This window comes from Elusimicrobiota bacterium, assembly GCA_018816525.1.
Taxonomy (GTDB): domain Bacteria; phylum Elusimicrobiota; class Endomicrobiia; order CG1-02-37-114; family XYA2-FULL-39-19; genus OXYB2-FULL-48-7.
Genome location: JAHIVV010000032.1, coordinates 1 through 17,653 on the forward strand (window position 1 = coordinate 1; position 17,653 = coordinate 17,653).

18 protein-coding genes are annotated in these 17,653 nt (G+C 40.0%); 13 read left to right on the forward strand and 5 right to left on the reverse strand.

What is annotated here, in order from left to right:
• Window positions 1–261: 261 nt before the first annotated feature.
• From KKH91_03420 to KKH91_03435, 4 genes are all read right to left on the reverse strand, one after another.
• Window positions 262–672, reverse strand: coding sequence for a hypothetical protein (locus KKH91_03420; protein ID MBU0951864.1), 411 nt, complete (start codon window positions 670–672; stop codon window positions 262–264).
• A 64-nt stretch (window positions 673–736) separates the two neighbouring features.
• A complete protein-coding gene (locus KKH91_03425; protein ID MBU0951865.1) occupies window positions 737–1,156 on the reverse strand; it encodes a putative toxin-antitoxin system toxin component, PIN family in 420 nt (139 codons plus the stop codon).
• A complete protein-coding gene (locus KKH91_03430; GenBank protein ID MBU0951866.1) occupies window positions 1,156–1,404 on the reverse strand; it encodes a hypothetical protein in 249 nt (82 codons plus the stop codon). The genes KKH91_03425 and KKH91_03430 overlap by 1 nt, the downstream gene beginning before the upstream one ends.
• A 578-nt stretch (window positions 1,405–1,982) precedes the next feature.
• On the reverse strand, window positions 1,983–2,546 hold the full coding sequence (locus KKH91_03435; GenBank protein ID MBU0951867.1) for a hypothetical protein: 564 nt from the start codon (window positions 2,544–2,546) through the stop codon (window positions 1,983–1,985).
• 280 nt (window positions 2,547–2,826) lie between these two features.
• Between KKH91_03435 and KKH91_03440 the strand changes: the two genes are divergently transcribed.
• From KKH91_03440 to KKH91_03490, 11 genes are all read left to right on the forward strand, one after another.
• On the forward strand, window positions 2,827–3,210 hold the full coding sequence (locus KKH91_03440) for a tetratricopeptide repeat protein (GenBank protein ID MBU0951868.1): 384 nt from the start codon (window positions 2,827–2,829) through the stop codon (window positions 3,208–3,210).
• Between the two features lie 128 nt (window positions 3,211–3,338).
• On the forward strand, window positions 3,339–4,151 hold the full coding sequence (locus KKH91_03445; protein ID MBU0951869.1) for an FKBP-type peptidyl-prolyl cis-trans isomerase: 813 nt from the start codon (window positions 3,339–3,341) through the stop codon (window positions 4,149–4,151).
• A gap of 10 nt (window positions 4,152–4,161) precedes the next feature.
• On the forward strand, window positions 4,162–5,289 hold the full coding sequence (locus KKH91_03450; GenBank protein ID MBU0951870.1) for an MFS transporter: 1,128 nt from the start codon (window positions 4,162–4,164) through the stop codon (window positions 5,287–5,289).
• Window positions 5,290–5,399: 110 nt separating this feature from the next.
• On the forward strand, window positions 5,400–6,677 hold the full coding sequence (locus tag KKH91_03455) for an NADP-dependent malic enzyme (GenBank protein ID MBU0951871.1): 1,278 nt from the start codon (window positions 5,400–5,402) through the stop codon (window positions 6,675–6,677).
• Window positions 6,670–7,509, forward strand: a complete 840-nt coding sequence (locus KKH91_03460; protein MBU0951872.1) for a fumarate hydratase — start codon at window positions 6,670–6,672, stop codon at window positions 7,507–7,509. Before KKH91_03455 ends, KKH91_03460 begins: the two co-directional genes overlap by 8 nt.
• Window positions 7,506–8,057: a Fe-S-containing hydro-lyase gene (locus KKH91_03465; GenBank protein ID MBU0951873.1), complete on the forward strand. Its 552-nt coding sequence runs from the start codon at window positions 7,506–7,508 to the stop codon at window positions 8,055–8,057. The genes KKH91_03460 and KKH91_03465 overlap by 4 nt, the downstream gene beginning before the upstream one ends.
• A 62-nt stretch (window positions 8,058–8,119) precedes the next feature.
• Window positions 8,120–8,467: an aspartate 1-decarboxylase gene (locus KKH91_03470; protein MBU0951874.1), complete on the forward strand. Its 348-nt coding sequence runs from the start codon at window positions 8,120–8,122 to the stop codon at window positions 8,465–8,467.
• A 127-nt stretch (window positions 8,468–8,594) separates the two neighbouring features.
• Window positions 8,595–9,698 carry a glutamine amidotransferase family protein gene (locus tag KKH91_03475; protein MBU0951875.1) on the forward strand — a complete coding sequence of 368 codons (1,104 nt, stop codon included), beginning with the start codon at window positions 8,595–8,597 and terminating at the stop codon, window positions 9,696–9,698.
• A gap of 55 nt (window positions 9,699–9,753) precedes the next feature.
• Window positions 9,754–11,277: an IMP dehydrogenase gene (locus KKH91_03480; protein ID MBU0951876.1), complete on the forward strand. Its 1,524-nt coding sequence runs from the start codon at window positions 9,754–9,756 to the stop codon at window positions 11,275–11,277.
• A 9-nt stretch (window positions 11,278–11,286) separates the two neighbouring features.
• Window positions 11,287–13,131 (forward strand): FAD-dependent oxidoreductase, encoded by a 1,845-nt coding sequence (locus KKH91_03485; protein ID MBU0951877.1) that lies wholly within the window; start codon window positions 11,287–11,289, stop codon window positions 13,129–13,131.
• Between the two features lie 26 nt (window positions 13,132–13,157).
• Window positions 13,158–13,895, forward strand: a complete 738-nt coding sequence (locus KKH91_03490; protein ID MBU0951878.1) for a hypothetical protein — start codon at window positions 13,158–13,160, stop codon at window positions 13,893–13,895.
• Window positions 13,896–13,953: 58 nt separating this feature from the next.
• Here KKH91_03490 and KKH91_03495 read toward each other — a convergent pair whose 3' ends face one another.
• Window positions 13,954–15,486 (reverse strand): glycosyltransferase family 39 protein, encoded by a 1,533-nt coding sequence (locus KKH91_03495; GenBank protein MBU0951879.1) that lies wholly within the window; start codon window positions 15,484–15,486, stop codon window positions 13,954–13,956.
• A gap of 118 nt (window positions 15,487–15,604) precedes the next feature.
• Between KKH91_03495 and KKH91_03500 the strand changes: the two genes are divergently transcribed.
• Window positions 15,605–16,384, forward strand: coding sequence for a PD-(D/E)XK nuclease family protein (locus tag KKH91_03500; GenBank protein MBU0951880.1), 780 nt, complete (start codon window positions 15,605–15,607; stop codon window positions 16,382–16,384).
• A gap of 15 nt (window positions 16,385–16,399) precedes the next feature.
• Complete coding sequence (locus tag KKH91_03505) at window positions 16,400–17,653, forward strand: endonuclease Q family protein (GenBank protein ID MBU0951881.1); 1,254 nt, start codon at window positions 16,400–16,402, stop codon at window positions 17,651–17,653.

Sequence of the window (17,653 nt, forward strand, 5' to 3'; positions counted from 1 at the left end):
CCTCTCCCGTAAATATTTTATAAATCGGTATTCTTTTTTCTTTGTTATCCAGCTGAAGGGCAAATTCGGCTTATCTTACTCATAATACCACGCCATATCCATTCTTTTATACTCACTTCTGCCAGAAGCATATGGTAATAAAATTTATTCGTAACTTTTTATTAAATTCAACACAAAAACAGTTATTTTCGCTTTCACCCATTGGATACCTCCTCTTTCCGTCGGTTATTGACTATATTATAGACGATAAAAAGGGTTTTGTCAAAATAAATATTCGGTTCCATTTGGAGAATACGGGTTTAAATTAAGCGTATGATTTACCATAATCCCGGTTGCCCCGCGGTCTGAAGTATAAGAATATTTTATTTCCTGGCAATCGCTAAGTAAACGCTGGATGATTACATCATCAATTTTCTCGTCTTTTAATGTTTTCTCAAGCCATTTTCTGAATGTATCAGGGAGATTTCTAATTTCAGTAATCTTAACTTCATGGCAAATGAGAGTAAAGAATGTGGTTTTATTCGTAAATATCAGGCATTTATGTCTGCCTATTTTGAATAAGTTGGCATACCACGCGCCCAGCAGAGAATTGTCATCAGTTTCCCGAACAATCTGGTCCCTGGATATCCCCATTTCTTTCAAGAGTTTTTTTGTGCAGCAAAGATAGGTCATAATATTTTTAGTTTACAATTTTAGCAGAAATAAGTAAAGCGGATTTGAGACGAGCAGGGGGATGTTATTTACTTAATAAATCAATTTCTTTTAAAAATTCACTTGCGTTTAGTATCTTGCAATTTTTAATTGTTTTAAGTTCAAGTAGATGTTTATCACCGCTGATAATAAATTGAGCTCCGCCTTCAATCGCGCAATCAACGAATTTTTCATCATCTGGGTCATTTTTTAGTGTCTGATGTTTTACTTTTGGCTTAATAACGATGGCTTTTTCAGAATTAGAAAATAGTATCGTAATGTCTTCAATATCTTCTTCTGAAAGAGAAAACCTGTTAAGTACTTCAAAGTATTCGTTAAGAATGTCCTGACTCACGACTAAAACAATATCGCCCTTGTCCCATAAGTCAATAATTTGGCGAGGTTTTCCACCCCAAAGGCTTGATATTAAAATATTTGTATCGATGACAACCCTGATAGTTTTCATTATTTCTTTAAGCGAACATCCTTAATCAGTTTATCAACATCTTGTAGGCCATATCCTGCCCGTTTTGCAGCTTCCCGGGTACGAGCCCATAAAGAGTTTATATTAACCGAAAATGCATCTTCGCTTAGTGTCCTAAGCAATGCAATTGGGTGTCCTTTGCGCGTAATCACTACTGGGCCAAATTTATCACTGAGTTTTAAAACCCTATTAGTTTCTAGTTTGAGTTCACGGATGTTTGCAAATCTCATATAATCCTCCAATTAGTTGTAACACATTTGTGTTACAATAGTATTATACTTGGATTCTATTGTTTTGTCAAGGGGAAATATTAGGAAGGTGGGGTGTTTACTTCATCTTTTTACAGATAAACAGGCCGACTTGCCAACTAGAGTCCTTACTCTTTGGGTCAATACCGTGATTTTTGGTTATTTGTTTTCTTCTTTTCTTTCTTTTTTGAAATAAACTGAACCGTCTCCCAACGGGAACCCCTGGGCTTCCGGGGCCCGTTAATTGTACGCAACGATCACGCTCTTGAAAATAGTAAACAAAATAAAGATGTATTAGAAAAGAAAATGGAAGATACTACAAAGTAGGGTAAAATTAAACATTTAGGGTAAAATCCCCATGGGTTTTGCTGAAATTTAGACAAAAAATAGGTAAAACCACGCAATTGTGGGGAAAATACCGCGACCTGGGTTAGTGAGCAAGGACGAACTTGTGGATAATACTTGAAACAAGGGTTCTACCAGGAATGATGAAATTTAAGGGTGGGCTAGAATTTTTAATACTAATGTTTACTTTGAATCAGGTATCGTGTCCCGGAAATCTAAAATTTTAAAGCGATACCTGCTTTCGCGCCGCCACCGATTCCGCCAAAACCGACACCTTCTTTGATGTTAATCTTATGCCTTGAAACACCGTCAGGATAATATCCCCGGGTCTGTTCGCTTACCACAAAATCAGTGTTTCCTAATACTGTTATATTTAAACCGAAAAACCAAGACATGGAATCAGATAAATTATTTTTAATATCAGTTGTTATTTCAACCGCAGGCACAACGGTAGCAAGGGCAAGACTACTGCTATAATTCAATATCGTATCTCCCGTCTTGTCAGTACCCGAATCTCTCAGGTATGTGTCTGTTGAAGATGTTTTCCTGGATATATTTAACAAGTACGCGCCAAGCCCAAGCCCGAAACTAATTCCTGACTCGTTTTGATAATTAAACCTTCCAAGTACAGGTACGGCAAGCACTGATATTTCTTCTTTATCCTGTCGTGTGACATCTGCGCTTAAATAGAAATAAGAACTGTCCCATATAATCCTGCCCGGGGGTGTCGGGCTTGAAGACGGAAGATTCCATTCTTTGGTAAAAGTTTCATAAGGCATTCCCATTCCCACTACGATATCGGCAACAATTACTCCAAATACAGCGGCTCAACGTATATCACGTGGGCGCTGCCGGGAATTGTCAACGACTCCGTGTGGCTTAGGATGAAAGCCCGCGACTCGATGGGTCTCATAAGCAGTTACACGATTACAGGCCCGGTCGCGGTTTCGGAGCAGTTCTTCAGTTCCGCCCCGGTCCTGGTCATTAACAGCATCCAGGGCTCCTCCGGCACCGTGAGGGTCTATTACACCGCTTACGACGCAGACGGCGATTCCGTCAGTGGGACTGGGAGACTGCTATTACAATTTAAGAATGACCGGTAATGCTGTTAAAAATTATACAAAAAGCCTAGAGCTGAATCCGGATAATAAAAAGCTGAAAAAGTGGCTGGAACAGTTATTACAATCTGAAAAAGAAGAATCTCAGCCGAATATTGACACGGCTATACAGTTAATGAATTTAAAAAAATACGATGAAGCAATATTAGAACTTAAAAAAGTGCTCAAAAACAATTCGAATAATGCAAGGGTTTATGAAGAATTGGGCAATTGCTATTACAATCTGGATAAGAATAAAGAAGCTTTAGGATACTATAAAAAGAGTTTGGAGATTGACGGAAATAATAACAGGCTAAAAACGTGGCTGGAAAAGATTGAAAAATAGAATGTGTTGGATTGAAAATTCTTTTACAATTTGATAGAGTAATTGGCAACAAGAGTTTAAAAAAATTAGGCTGGAGGAGCAAAAATATGTTTAATAAATTAGTTGTTGTAACCACGTCGGTTTTATTGATGGGGCTGGGTACTTTGAATGCAGCTGATGCGAAAAAGAAAACACCTGAGGCTGTTACCGCTACAGCTTCACCAGCCGCCAATGACCTTCTTGAAACCCCAAAAGACAAAATCAGCTATACCATCGGCTGGGACATAGGAAATACCTTAAAAAAACAATATATAGATGTTGACACAAACATTCTCATAATGGGCATTGAAGGAGCAATTAATAATTACAAAAAACTGCTTTCTGATGAAGAGATGCAGCAGGTTATCGCAGGTTTGAGGGAAGAAATACAAACTAAGAGAGAGGAAGCTATGTCCAAGCAGAGTGAAATTAATAAAAAAGAGGGCGCAGCATTTCTCGCTAAAAATAAGTTGGATAAAGGAGTCAAAGTCCTGCCCAGCGGCTTACAATATAAAGTAATCGAAAATGGAAAAGGGCCGAAACCCAAATCCATAGATACAGTCAAGGTAAACTATAGCGGAAAATTAATTGATGGAACAGAATTCGACAGTTCCTATAAACGCGGGGTTCCTGCAACCTTTCCTGTGACCGGCGTAATTCCCGGCTGGACCGAAGTCTTGCAACTGATGAAAGCCGGTTCTAAATGGCAGGTATTTATCCCGTCCAATCTTGCTTACGGTGAACGCGGAGCCGGTGAAACTATCGGGCCAGATGCAACTCTGATTTTCACGGTAGAGCTTCTTGAAATACAAAAACCGGAAGATAAATCCGCTATACCTGGTGTGACCAGCGCGCCTTCGGCGCCTGCCAGCCCAAAAGTTATTCCGGCCCCCAAACCAGCTCCCCAAACTGAGAAAAAATAAGGAATAAATTTTGCAGGTTTATTTAGCAGTAGCGCTAACCGATTTAATAATATTTTTTATTACTTTTTTCGTAATGTACCGCGCCGGCGAGAGCAATCTCAGCAACGGCCTGTGTGCTTTGTTGGGTATATCAGGCAGTATCGGTTATGTTATGTCCAGCATGGTGTCAGGTAAAGTAGTAAACCAAAAAAATTGTAAAAGTTTATTATTAGTAAGCTCGCTCACTGGAACAATCCTTTGCCTGATAATGCTTTTCTCAACGAACTATCTTTTCAATCTGCTTTTATTATTTGTCTTTAGCGCGGCTAACGGATTATTTTTCAATGCTTTTCAATCTTTCATGCGCAATAGTTCTTCCAGAGGAAAGCTAATGAAAATAATTTGCATGTACACAATTGCATGGAGCGGCGGTATATCTTTGGGGTATCTTGCTTCCGGAAGCCTTTATAAACTGGGCCCCTATGCGCTTTCAATAATTGTTATTCTTTCTGGCGCCTGGGTATTATGGATTTTCCGCAAAGATAGCAGTATTGAAGCCAATAAGGAAACGGAAGATTATGCATTCAGCAAAAATGTAATGTTCGTTTGGATAGGCTGGATAATAATAGCTGTTGTAACTTTTGTGGAAAGGTCTATACTGGTTTTTTTCCCCGTGTTTTGTGCTCAGAAAAATATCGGCCCTTTTTATGCAAGTTTACCGTTGTTTCTTATGATGTTCGGCCAGGGTGTTTTTAGCATTTATTTTATTAAAAATACAAGATTGTTTTATAATAAAAACGTAATTATTTTAGCCAATATTGCAGCGGCTATAGTTATGTTATCAGTATGGCTGTTTCCAAGTTATCTGGTTTATATTATTGGTTTTATATTATTGGGTTTATATGGGTCTTTTACTTATTTTTCAGCCGTTTTTTATGCGAATAACCATTTTGAAAACCGTTCCTTAAATGTTGGAATTAATGAAACAATTGTCGGAATGAGCTCGATTACAGGAGTAGCTATTTCATATATTTGGATGAAAGCCCTGCCCGGCCCGGATTCTATATATCTGGGATGCGCGCTGCTTTTGATTATTTTAGTATTTGTCATTTTGTTCTTTCCTGTAAAATCCCGGGTAAATATCCGGAAAGTTTGTTGACAATAAAGCTGATATATTATATCATTTGCTTTAATTAACCAAATAAGGAGCATTTTGTGCCAACCAAAGAAGAATTACTTGAAAAAGCAAAAAAACCGGCTCAGGAAGCCATGAAGCTTCACCCTTTCTATCAGGGGAAAATAGAAATTGTTCCAAAGTGCTGTATAAGGAGCATGGATGACTTTTCTATCTGGTACAGCCCAGGGGTTGCAGAGCCCTGTAAAGCAATAAATAAAAACAGAGACCTTTCTTTTGATTACACTAACAGAGCCAATTTGATAGCAATAATTACCGACGGCACAAGAGTGCTCGGGCTGGGCAATATTGGGCCTGAAGCCGCCATGCCGGTTATGGAAGGCAAGGCGATGATTTTTAAATATCTCGGTGGAGTTGACGCCGTGCCGCTATGCCTCAATACCACAGATCCGAAAAAATTCATAGAAACAGTAAAACTTCTTGAACCGTCGTTTGGCGGAATAAATCTTGAAGATATTGAAATGCCTAAGTGTTTTGAAATACTGGACACGTTAAGAAAAGAAATGAATATTCCTGTCTGGCATGATGACCAGCAGGGAACCGCTCTTGTTACGGTAGCAGGTTTTATCAATGCGTTAAAAGTCGTAGGGAAAAAAATAAATCAGGTAAAAATCGCCATGGTAGGAGCCGGTTCGGCAAATATCTGCACGGCGCGCCTGCTGATTAAAGCCGGCGTAAATCCGGAAAACATTATCATGACAGATACAAAAGGCACATTGCATGAAGGAAGAACGGAACTCAAAGAAAAGTATAAAGAAAAATGGGAAATATGCCAGAAGACTAATAAAAACAATATTTTGGGCGGTATAGCCGAAGCCATGAAGGGAGCAGACGCAGTAATTGCGCTTTCTACTCCGGGGCCTGATATTATAAAAAAGGAATGGATAAAAGCAATGGCAAAAGACTCTATTGTTTTTGTCTGCGCGAATCCTATCCCTGAAATCTGGCCATGGGAAGCAAAGGAAGCTGGGGCAAAAATAGTGGCAACGGGCCGTTCGGATTTTTCTAACCAGGTTAATAACTCGCTGGGTTTTCCGGGAGTTTTCCGCGGAGCTTTGGATGTAAGGGCAAAAACTATTACAGATGAAATGTGTATCGCTGCGGCCAACGAGATAGCAAAAGTCCAGGAAGATAAAGGCCTGGATGAAGAACATATCGTCCCCACTATGGATAATTGGGAAGTTTATATAAGGGAAGCAGTTGCTGTAGGTTTAAAAGCGATAGAACAGGGCGTGGCAAGAAAAATACTCACAAAAGAAGAATTATGGAGACAGGCAGAAACCGTTATCAAAAGATCCAGGGACGAAGTAAAAATACTTATGGATAGCGGAATCATTAAAAAATATGCATAAAGTAGACATGAAAAATGTTATCCAGGAAGTTAAAAAGGCCTGTATTGATACAAACTGTATCATAAGGAAAGATATTGCGTCTGCTTTAAAAAAGGCGGTAAAAAATGAAACCGGCCTGGCAAAAGAAATTTTAAACGAGCTTATTTTAAACAGCAAAATAGCAAAAAAAGAAATGATGCCGATTTGCCAGGATACCGGAATAACATGTGTTTTTATTGAAATCGGTGATAACGTTCAAATTGTCGGCGGTAACCTTTATGATGCCATAAATGAGGGTGTCAGGCGCGCCTACCAGGATGGTTTCTTAAGGAAATCTGTTGTTGAAGACCCTATTTTCAGGAAAAACACCAGGGATAATACGCCAGCGGTAATCCATACGGATATTGTAAGAGGCGAAGAACTTAAGATAAAAATTATGCCAAAAGGCGGCGGTGCAGAAAACATGGGCAGGTATATGAACTTCAGCCCGAATGCAACTGTTGCTTCAATAGAAGATTTTGTTATAGAAACAGTAAAAATTGCCGGCGCCAATGCCTGCCCGCCTGTTATTGTCGGCGTAGGTATCGGAGGAACTATGGATTATTCCTGTGTTCTTGCAAAGAAAGCGCTTTTCAGGCCGATAAACCATAGAAACGAAAACCCTTTTTACGCAAAATTAGAAAAATCCCTGCTTGATAAGCTTAATGAAACCTGCATCGGCCCCCAGGGGCTTGGCGGAAAAACCACAGCTTTAGCCGTGCATATAGAAACCTATCCATGCCATATAGCTTCATTGCCTGTTGCCGTAAATTTGAACTGTCATGCAACCAGGACAAAAGAAATAATTCTATGAAAAAAATAACAACACCCCTCACTTATAAAACAATCAGGTCCTTAAAAGCCGGTGAATTGGTTTCAATAACCGGAATAATTTATACCGCCAGGGACGCAGCTCATAAAAAACTTGATGAAATTATTTTTAAAGGCATGCCTTTGCCTTTTGAATTAAAGGGGTCAGTAATATATTACGTCGGCCCTGCTCCGGCAAAACCGGGTCGCCCGATTGGTTCTGCCGGCCCTACCACAAGCAGCAGGATGGATCCTTTAACACCTGTGTTGCTGGAAAATGGGCTCAAGGGAATGATAGGAAAAGGGCGCAGGTCAAAAGAAGTTATTGATTCGATAAAGAAAAACAAAGCCGTATATTTTGCCGCTACAGGCGGGGCAGGCGCCCTGCTGGCAAAAAAAATAAAAGAATGCGATTTAATAGCATTTTTTGAATTAGGCACTGAAGCAATTTATAAACTTAAAGTAAAAGATTTTCCCGTTATCGTAATCAATGACATGTACGGCCGTGATTTATACGAAAAAAGACAGGAGGTTTGTCCTACGAAGTTATAGTTTTAATATGGCGAATAGCCAGGACTATTAAAAGTATGTTAACGCAGGAGGATGGGAAATATATGCTAAGGTTAATGTGTAAAAGCAAAATCCAGAGGTTAACAGTAACTGAAAAAAATATAAATTACTCAGGAAGCATTAAAATAGACGAAACTTTACTTCAAAAAGCGGATATCCTTCCCTATGAAGTGGTCCTGGTAGTAAATGTAAATACAGGAGCAAGGTTCGAAACTTACACTATCCCGGCAAAGAAGAATTCCGGGGTTATCGGCTTGCAGGGCGGCGCTGCCCGCCTTGGCGAAGTAGGCGACAAACTGATAATAATTTCTTCAGCATATTTGGAAACAGAACAAGCAAAAATTTTAAAACCAAAAATGGTTTTGGTTAATGAAAAAAATAAGGCTGTTTAATTTATGATTGAGTGGAATGTGAGTTATGGTGATTAATATTGGTCAAGGACGTCCATAAATTTTCGAAGAATTGAATATTTATGAACGTCCTTTTTCTTATTTAAAAGGCTTTGTTGAGGTAAAAAAGATGAACGAATATGATCCGGTTTGCGCTGGCCCGGTAGCTGACAGAGATTACAGGATTTCCTCTGCCTGCGGCGTTATAGGAATGATGAATGAACAGGGTGGCCGCGTATCCGGAAGAGATGTAATTCAGTCAATAGCGCTTATGCATGAACGTTCCAACGGGCTTGGCGGCGGTTTTGCCGCGTACGGCATTTACCCCGAATACAAGAATTTTTATGCGTTCCATATGATGTACGAAAATGAAGAAGCTAAAAAAACAGCAGAAAACTATCTTGAACAGAATTACGAAATAAAAAGAAGCGAACCCATTCCTATAAAAGAAATCAAAATTATAAAGAGCTGGCCGATAATATGGAGATATTTCCTAAAGCCCTTTGCCGTAAAAGGAAATGAAACAGAACAGGATTTTGTAGTAAGAACTGTAATGTTCATCAACCAGAACATAAAAAATGCTTTTGTTGCGTCATCAGGAAAAAATATGGGCATTTTTAAAGGCGTGGGTTATCCGGAAGATATCGGGGAATTTTTCAGGCTTGAAGAATACAAAGCCTATACCTGGACCGCCCACGGAAGATTCCCTACAAACAGCGTCGCCTGGTGGGGCGGATCACACCCGTTTGGAATATTGGACTGGTCTATAGTGCATAACGGTGAAATATCATCTTACGGAATAAATAAACGTTATCTTGAAAATTACGGCTATAAATGCAGTTTCTTCACGGATACGGAAGTGATAACTTATTTGTTTGATTTGCTTTCAAGAAAACACGAACTTTCATTCGAAATACTGGCAAAAGTTCTTTCAGCGCCTTTCTGGAAACAGATTGACAGGATGCCGCAGGAAGAAAAAGAATTTTATAAAAATTTAAGAATTGTTTATTCAAGCGCGCTGGTAAACGGGCCGTTTGCCGTAATAGCCGCAAATAATACTTCGATGGTAGGCCTTAATGACAGAATAAAACTAAGGCCCCTGGTTGCCGCAAGAAAAGGCGATATTGTTTATGTGTCCAGTGAAGAATCAGCGATAAGGGAAATATGCGCAGAGCCGGACCAGGTATGGTCTCCCAAAGCAGGGGAACCGGTAATAGCGAGATTAAAGAGTTGAGGGGTGCACCCCATACCCTTCCAAGCGGGTAGAATGGGGTGTTAAGAAGGTATAAATGGTTAAGAGAACATCAACATCGGAATTTGTAATAGAACGAGACAAAGAAAAATGCATCCAATGCCAGGTGTGCTGCAGGATGTGTTCTAATGACGTCCATACATTTGATGCCTCCGCAAACGAAGTTGTTTCGGATTATTCAAAATGCGTAGGATGCCATTTCTGTGAAACTCTCTGCCCTACAAATTCGCTTATAATAAAACATAACCCTTCAGAAATTAAAACAAATGCAAACTGGACAGGCAATGTCCTTACAGGGATAACCAAACAGGCGGAAACCGGCGGTGTACTTTTAACAGGCATGGGGTGCGACAAACCATACCCGGTTTATTGGGACCATGTTTTGATAAATGCTTCGCAGGTTACAAATCCGTCTATAGATCCATTAAGAGAACCGATGGAGTTAAGGACTTTCATCGGCAAAAAACCGGACAGAATTGAATTCCCTGAAAAAAAGATTTCAGAAGTAAAACCAAAAAGTAAATTTTTAGAACAGCTTCAGATTGATGTGCCGGTTCTTTTTTCCGCCATGTCATACGGTTCAATAAGTTTGAATGCTTGTAAATCATTGGCAAAAGCTGCACAGGAATCCGGAACTTTTTATAATACAGGCGAAGGCGGGCTTCATAAAGACCTTTATCAATATGGAAAAAACACTATAGTGCAGGTTGCCTCAGGAAGGTTCGGCGTGCATAAAGAATATCTTGAAGCAGGCGCTGCTATAGAAATTAAAATAGGCCAGGGCGCAAAGCCCGGCATTGGCGGCCATCTCCCGGGAGAAAAAGTTTCCGAGGATATTTCCCAGACAAGAATGATTCCTGTCGGAGCAGATGCGATTTCGCCTGCCCCGCACCACGATATATATTCCATCGAGGATTTAAAACAATTAATATTCGCTTTAAAGGAAGCTACCCGCTATAAAAAACCTATAGGCGTAAAAGTCGCGGCTGTGCATAATGTTGCACCGATAGTTTCCGGAATTGTAAGAGCCGGTGCGGATTATGTCGCAATTGACGGTATCAGAGGCGGCACCGGGGCCGCGCCTACGGTAATAAGAGACAATGTGGGCATTCCGATAGAATTTGCAATAGCGGCGGTTGATGCCCGATTGCGTTCAGAAGGCATCCGCACCCAGGTTTCTGTGATAGCCGCGGGTGGTTTTCGTTCAAGCGGAGATGTTATTAAAGCCATTGCTTTAGGCGCAGATGCTGTTTACATTGGTACTGCGGCATTAGTTGCTATGGGCTGTCATTTATGCCAGAAATGTTATACCGGAAAATGTAATTGGGGGATAGCTACCCAGGATCCATATTTGACTAAAAGATTGAATCCGGATATTGGGGCTCTGCGTTTGGCCAATCTCCTGCGGGGCTGGTCCATGGAAATAAAAGAAATGTTAGGCGGCATGGGAATCAATGCTCTCGAGAGCCTGCGGGGTAACCGCGAGCAATTGAGAGGCATAGCGCTTTCTGATACGGATTTAAAATTATTGGGAATTAAACCTGCTGGCGAGGCTTGGTAAGGGATTAATATGAAGAGGATAATTATAAAAGAAGAATATTGTATCGGGTGCAGGCTATGTGAAATACACTGCCTGGTACAGCATTCAAAATCGAAAGAAATTATAAAAGCATATAAAGGCGAATACCCAAAACCACTGCCCAGAATTCTTGTTGAAGAAAAAAGCCACCTTTCATTTGCCCTGCAATGCAGGCATTGTGAAGACGCGCCCTGCCTGGAAGCTTGTATGTCCGGCGCCATGCACAGGGACAAAGACACAAAAGCGGTTTTGTGCGACGAAGATAAATGTATCGGCTGTTGGATGTGCCTGATGGTCTGCCCGTTCGGGGTGATTAAGCGCGACGCAACCGGAAAGAAAATTGCTTCAAAATGCGATTTGTGTTTTGGCGCAGAAAAGCCTGTCTGTGTGGTAAATTGCCCGAATGAAGCTATAGTTTTTGAAGAAGTAAAAGAACCATTACCAAGCGCCGAAGCAGTGAAACCAAAATTGTTGACTGACAAACTTTTAAAAATCAAAGATAAATCCGAATATTTAATAATCGGCAACTCGGCTGCGGCTGTAAGAGCCGTAGAAGCTATCAGAGAAAATGATAAAAATGGAAGTATATTGCTGGTTTCGGATGAAACCCATCACGCTTATTCCAGGCCCATGATTTCTTACCTGCTTGGAGGCAAAGTAAAAGACAGCCAGATGTATTACAGGACTAAAGGATCTCCAAATGATTTCTATGAAACAAACAGTGTTGAAACAATTTTAGGCCGTAAGGTTATTAAGATAGATACACAAAACAAGAATGTTGTTTTAGAAGATAAACAAAAAATACAATTTGAAAAGCTCTTGATTACAACAGGATGCAAGCCCATCGTCCCGGAAATAAAAGGTAAAGGCTTACATGGTATTTTTACGGTTACCGCCTGGGATGACGCTGTAAAAATCAAGAAATATATCGACGAAAACAAAGTGAAGAAAGCTGTAATCATTGGCGGGGGCTTAATTGGCCTGAAGGCAACCGAGTCTCTGCTTGCTCTTAATGAAAAAGGACAAGATATAAAAATAACAATAATCGAGCTGGCAGACAGGATTTTATCCGCGACCTTTGATAAAAAAGCGTCGGGAATTATTGAAGATGCGCTCCGGAAGAACGGCTGTGCCATATTAACTAAAAGCACTGTCGAAAAAATCGCAGGTACAAAAGCTATAAAAGAAGTTGTTTTAAAAACGAAGAAAAAAATTCAGGCAGATATGCTTATTTTCGCAATAGGCGTAAGCCCGGACATCAGCCTGGCAAAAGAAGCCATCGGGATAAAAACAAACAGGGGTATCGTTGTTGATGATCATATGCAGACAAGCATTCCCGGTATTTATTCCGCGGGAGATTGCTGTGAGGCGAAGGATATGCTCTTAAACATAAGCAGGCCTATCGCTATCTGGCCGAATGCGACGAAGCAGGGTGAACTTGCCGGAAGCAATATGTCGGGCGTTGAAAAAAGCTACAAGGGAAGCTTTGCAATGAATTCCGTAGAATTATGCGGAATCCCTACAGTTTCCGCAGGCATAACGGACCCGCCGAAAGAAAAGGGTTACGAAATAATGGAGTTTGAGCCTCCAGAGACAGAAGATAAAGCGGAGCATAAACCGGTAATATATAAGAAACTTGTATTGAAAAACAACGTAATTATCGGCATGATTTTTGTAGGCGATATAGCCCGCGCCGGTATTTATACAGGATTAATCAGAGACAAGGTAAATGTTGCGGATATTAAGGAAAACTTGCTGAAAGAAGATTTTGGTTTGATCTCATTGCCCAAAGAATACCGTAAACATATGGTTTCAGGATCGGGTATTGAGGTATAGTATCATCGGGGATTAAATAGGATAAAATGAACATTGACGCAAAAGGCATTCATTACAGGGAATTAAACGAAAAAATTCATCAGCTTGTTGACAGCGGGGAAAAAGATATTGTCCTGGATAATATAAACGGGCAGAGATATATCGGTGACGGCCTTAGAGGCCCGGATGTAAAAATAACAATAAACGGCGTCCCTGGAAATGATTTAGCCGCATTTATGGACGGACCCACGATTATTGTAAATGCAAACGCTCAGGATGGCGTTGCAAATACAATGAATTCCGGAAAAGTTATTATCAGAGGCAATGCCGGAGACATAGTAGGGCATTCGATGAGAGGCGGAAAAATATTTATCCAGGAGGATGTGGGCTATAGGGTCGGCATTCATATGAAAGCTTATAAAGAACTTTATCCTATAATTATAGTCGGAGGAACAGCGCAGGATTTTTTTGGTGAATATATGTCAGGCGGGCTGATGGTGGTTTTAGGCCTGAACAAGAAACCGGATCAGCCGATAGTCGGCAATTATGTGGGCACCGGAATGCATGCCGGAATTATGTATATCCGCGGGAAAGTTGAGGATTATCAGCTTGGAAAAGAAATAAAAAAGTTTGCAATGGATGAAGAAGATAAAGCCCGTTTGAAGGTTTATCTTGAAGAATATAACAAGTATTTTGATATTGATTTGGAAAGTATATTAAAAGACGAATTTGTTAAGTTGATTCCTTACGTCCACCGGCCCTATGGTAAACTGTATACATATTGATATATGTTATAAAAGACGCAGCAGCTACAAAGAAAGGTAAAATAGTGCTCAAATGAAGCTAATAGCCAACAGACTGGGTAAGTTTGTCTGTGCCGAGGAAGTCCTTACAAAGAATAACATTCACGGTGCGGATTACTGTGTTTCTTCTGAATGTTTCAATCTTTTTGTAAGGCTGGATTGATTTGAAAGCTTTTGTTATAAATGGCATTATTTCTTCGCCTGCCGGAGTATAATAAATATACAGCCCGTTTCTGCCTTTCAGATTCTCCCAGCCTCCCCAAATATCGTATTGGTTATGCCTGCGCCAATTACTTGGAAAACAGTAAGTCTGGGGGCGCCCCTTCATGTAGAACCTCAATATACCGGGCATCTGGTAGTTGTGGCTGAAAACGAAAGTTCCTTTTGGCTGAACTTTTAGAATTTCGCTTAATTCATTGCCAAGAAAGTCCCAACCGTAAACCTCATTGGACCGGTCATCCTGCGGTTTGACTTGTACTCCCGCGGTTTCAATCAGCGAGGGGTACAGGATGAATATTGAAGGTATGATTGCTAATAAAAGCCCGAAGGTTAAGACAATAATTTTTGTTAATTTTTTCCATTTCACAGTATCCAGGTAATAAAACACCATTATGAGGGCTGTCGGATAGGCGATGTTGGTCCAGTTAGCTTCTGTTTTAGAGCGCATGCTCATGAAGAAGAAAATAAGTAAAATAGGGGCTGTGAAAGACACTAACAACAGATTTTGGTCGGTCTGCTCTTTTCTCTTTGTGACTAAAAAATAAACAATAGCCATCACAATTAAAACAAATATTACCGGCGATGTGAATATCATCTGTCCTGCAAGGAAATCAAAAAATGAACTGCTTGAATAACAGGCTACGCCGTTAGTGCCCAATCCAAAAACATGCTGGTAATTTGAAAAATTATGATGCAGGTTCCATATTAAATGCGGGGATAAGACGACCAGGTACAATAACAAGCTTAAGTAGGAATGTTTATTAAAAAACCACTTTCTGTTTTCTTTGGATAATACCAGAAAAATAAATACGCAGAAAAGCATCAAGTAACTGCTTAATTTGCCGTACACGCTTAAAGCAGAACTTATTGCCCAAAGATAAAGCCAAAAGGTTTTTTGAGTAAAAATAAATTTTGAGAAAAATAAGATTGCAAGCATCCAAAATAATATGGTTACGCTGTCATGCATCATTAAAATGGATCCCGCTGTGCCTAATGGCGTTATATGCAGGGTGGATGTTGTTAAAAAAGCAATTTTAGAACTTTTTGTGAGATTTTTAGCCAGGAAAAACAATACTATACTTGTAAGGAAGGAAGAAACAACAGCTCCCAGGCGGACAGAAAATTCGCTACTGCCAAGAATTGATGTGAAAAACCTTATCCACCAGCCGACCATGCCGGGCTGGGAATAGTAATTGACGGACAGTCTCTGGGCCCATTCCCAGTTATAGGCCTCATCAAAGCATAAATTAAGAGTACCGATATAAACCAGCCGGAAAATGGTAATAGAAATTAAAAACAAAGCAAACAATAATGAGTACATTTTTTCTGTTTGTTTGTTATTAATATTTTCCATATTTCCATTATAGCATAAATTCTTTTTGGATTTCAATTTGATTAAATATCTTTAAAATTGACTCAGTATCCAATATTTTGTATAGTTTAACAAAATCGGAAAAAGTACGGACGGGTTCATGTGGATTAGTTATTCACAACTGAAATTATTCGAACAATGTCCCAAAGCCTATAAATACCGCTATATAGAAAAAGCCCCTCCAAAAATAAAACCAATCCTTATAATGGCAAACAGCGTCCATGCGGCTTTAAAAGATTTCTTTCTTATTCCTGATACAGCACAACGCACTAAACAAGCGCTTGAAGAACTTTTACGCAAGGCCTGGCGCATAAATCCTGACAGGAAAAAGGCCTTCACAACTACGCAGGAAGAAAAGACCTGGGGAGAAAAAGCGCTCTCCATGCTGGGTAATTTTTATAATAAACAAGATATTAAAGCAAACCCTCTGGCTGTAGAGGAATTATATAAAGCCCAGTTTGATTCAGGCATCATTCTTTGCGGCAAAGTGGACCGCATCGATACTGACCAGGACGGTTCGTTGAAAATAATAGATTATAAAACAGGCAAGTCTCCTAAAGATGGGGATAAATTCTTAACGAGCGACTACCAATTGGGGATGTACGGCATATTGGTCAGAAAAAAAATGTTTGCCAAAATTGAAAAAATTATGTATATATTTTTGGAAGACAATACAGAATTATCTGTTACGCCTACAGTTGAATATCTTGACGGCATTTTAGAAAAGATTCTAGAAATGGCAAAAACTGTTACCCGGGAAAAAGTTTACCCGCCAAACCCGGGCAGTTTCTGCAGGATTTGTGATTATTTTGAACAATGCGATTCAGCGTTAAAAGCAGTTATTCCGGCAGTTGCCCAACAGGAAGAAGTTCCATTTTAAAATGAGGATTAAACTATGAGAATCATTGCAGATTTTCACATCCATTCGAAATATTCCCGTGCTACCAGCCGTGATATGGACTTGCCTACCATTAACCAATGGGCAAAATACAAAGGCATTAAACTAATGGGTACCGGGGATTTTACCCACCCGTTCTGGCTGCAGGAATTAAAGAGACACCTAAGCCCTGCGGGAGATGGTTTTTACGAATATGACGGCACATACTATTTTTTAACTTCAGAATTAAACTGTATTTACCATAAAAACGGCAAGCCCCGCAGAGTTCATAACCTGGTTGTTGCTCCGTCATTTGAAATCGTAGAAAAAATAAACCACCGGCTTTCAACCTACGGCAACCTTCTGGTTGACGGCCGTCCGATACTGAATCTTGACTGTGAAGACCTTGTAAAAATGATAACTGATATTTCGGATAGATGCATGATTATTCCGGCCCATGCCTGGACTCCGCATTTCAGCGTTTTCGGTTCAAATTCAGGGTTTAACAGGCTTATTGACTGTTTTGGCAGCCAGATAAAAAATGTTCATGCGATAGAAACCGGTTTATCAAGCGACCCTTCAATGAATTGGAGGCTTTCTTTTTTAGATACTATTGCGCTTCTCTCTAATTCTGATGCTCATTCTCCGTCAAATATAGGAAGAGAAGCCAATGTGTTTGATGTTAAAGATTATACCGGGCTATATAATGAAATAACGGAAATTATTAAATCTAAGGATGATGCACACTTTCTTTATACGATAGAGTTTTTCCCCGAAGAAGGCAAATATCATTTTGACGGCCATAAGAATTGTGAAGTAAACTTACACCCCCAGGTATCAATTGAAGGTAGAAATTTGTGCCCGGTCTGCAATAAACCTCTTACAATAGGCGTCCTGCATCGTGTGGAAGAATTGTCAGACAAGCAGGAAGGGTACCAGCTGCCAAATGCAGTGCCCTGCAGAAAAATTATTCCTTTGGAAGAAATTATTGCTGAAGCGCTCAATCTTAATAAAGGCGCCTCCCAGGTCAGAAAGGAATATTTGGGTTTAGTAGGAATGTTCGGTTCGGAATTCAAAATTCTTCTCGACCTGAACGAGCAGGAATTGTCCAGGATTCAAAATATGAAAATAGCGAGAAATATAATAAAAATGAGAACCGGCGCTGTTGCTATAGTGCCGGGTTATGACGGAGTATACGGTACAATTATTATAAATAATTCTGAAACCGCAAATGACCCTCTGGCGAAACTGGAACAGTTGAGTTTCTTTTAA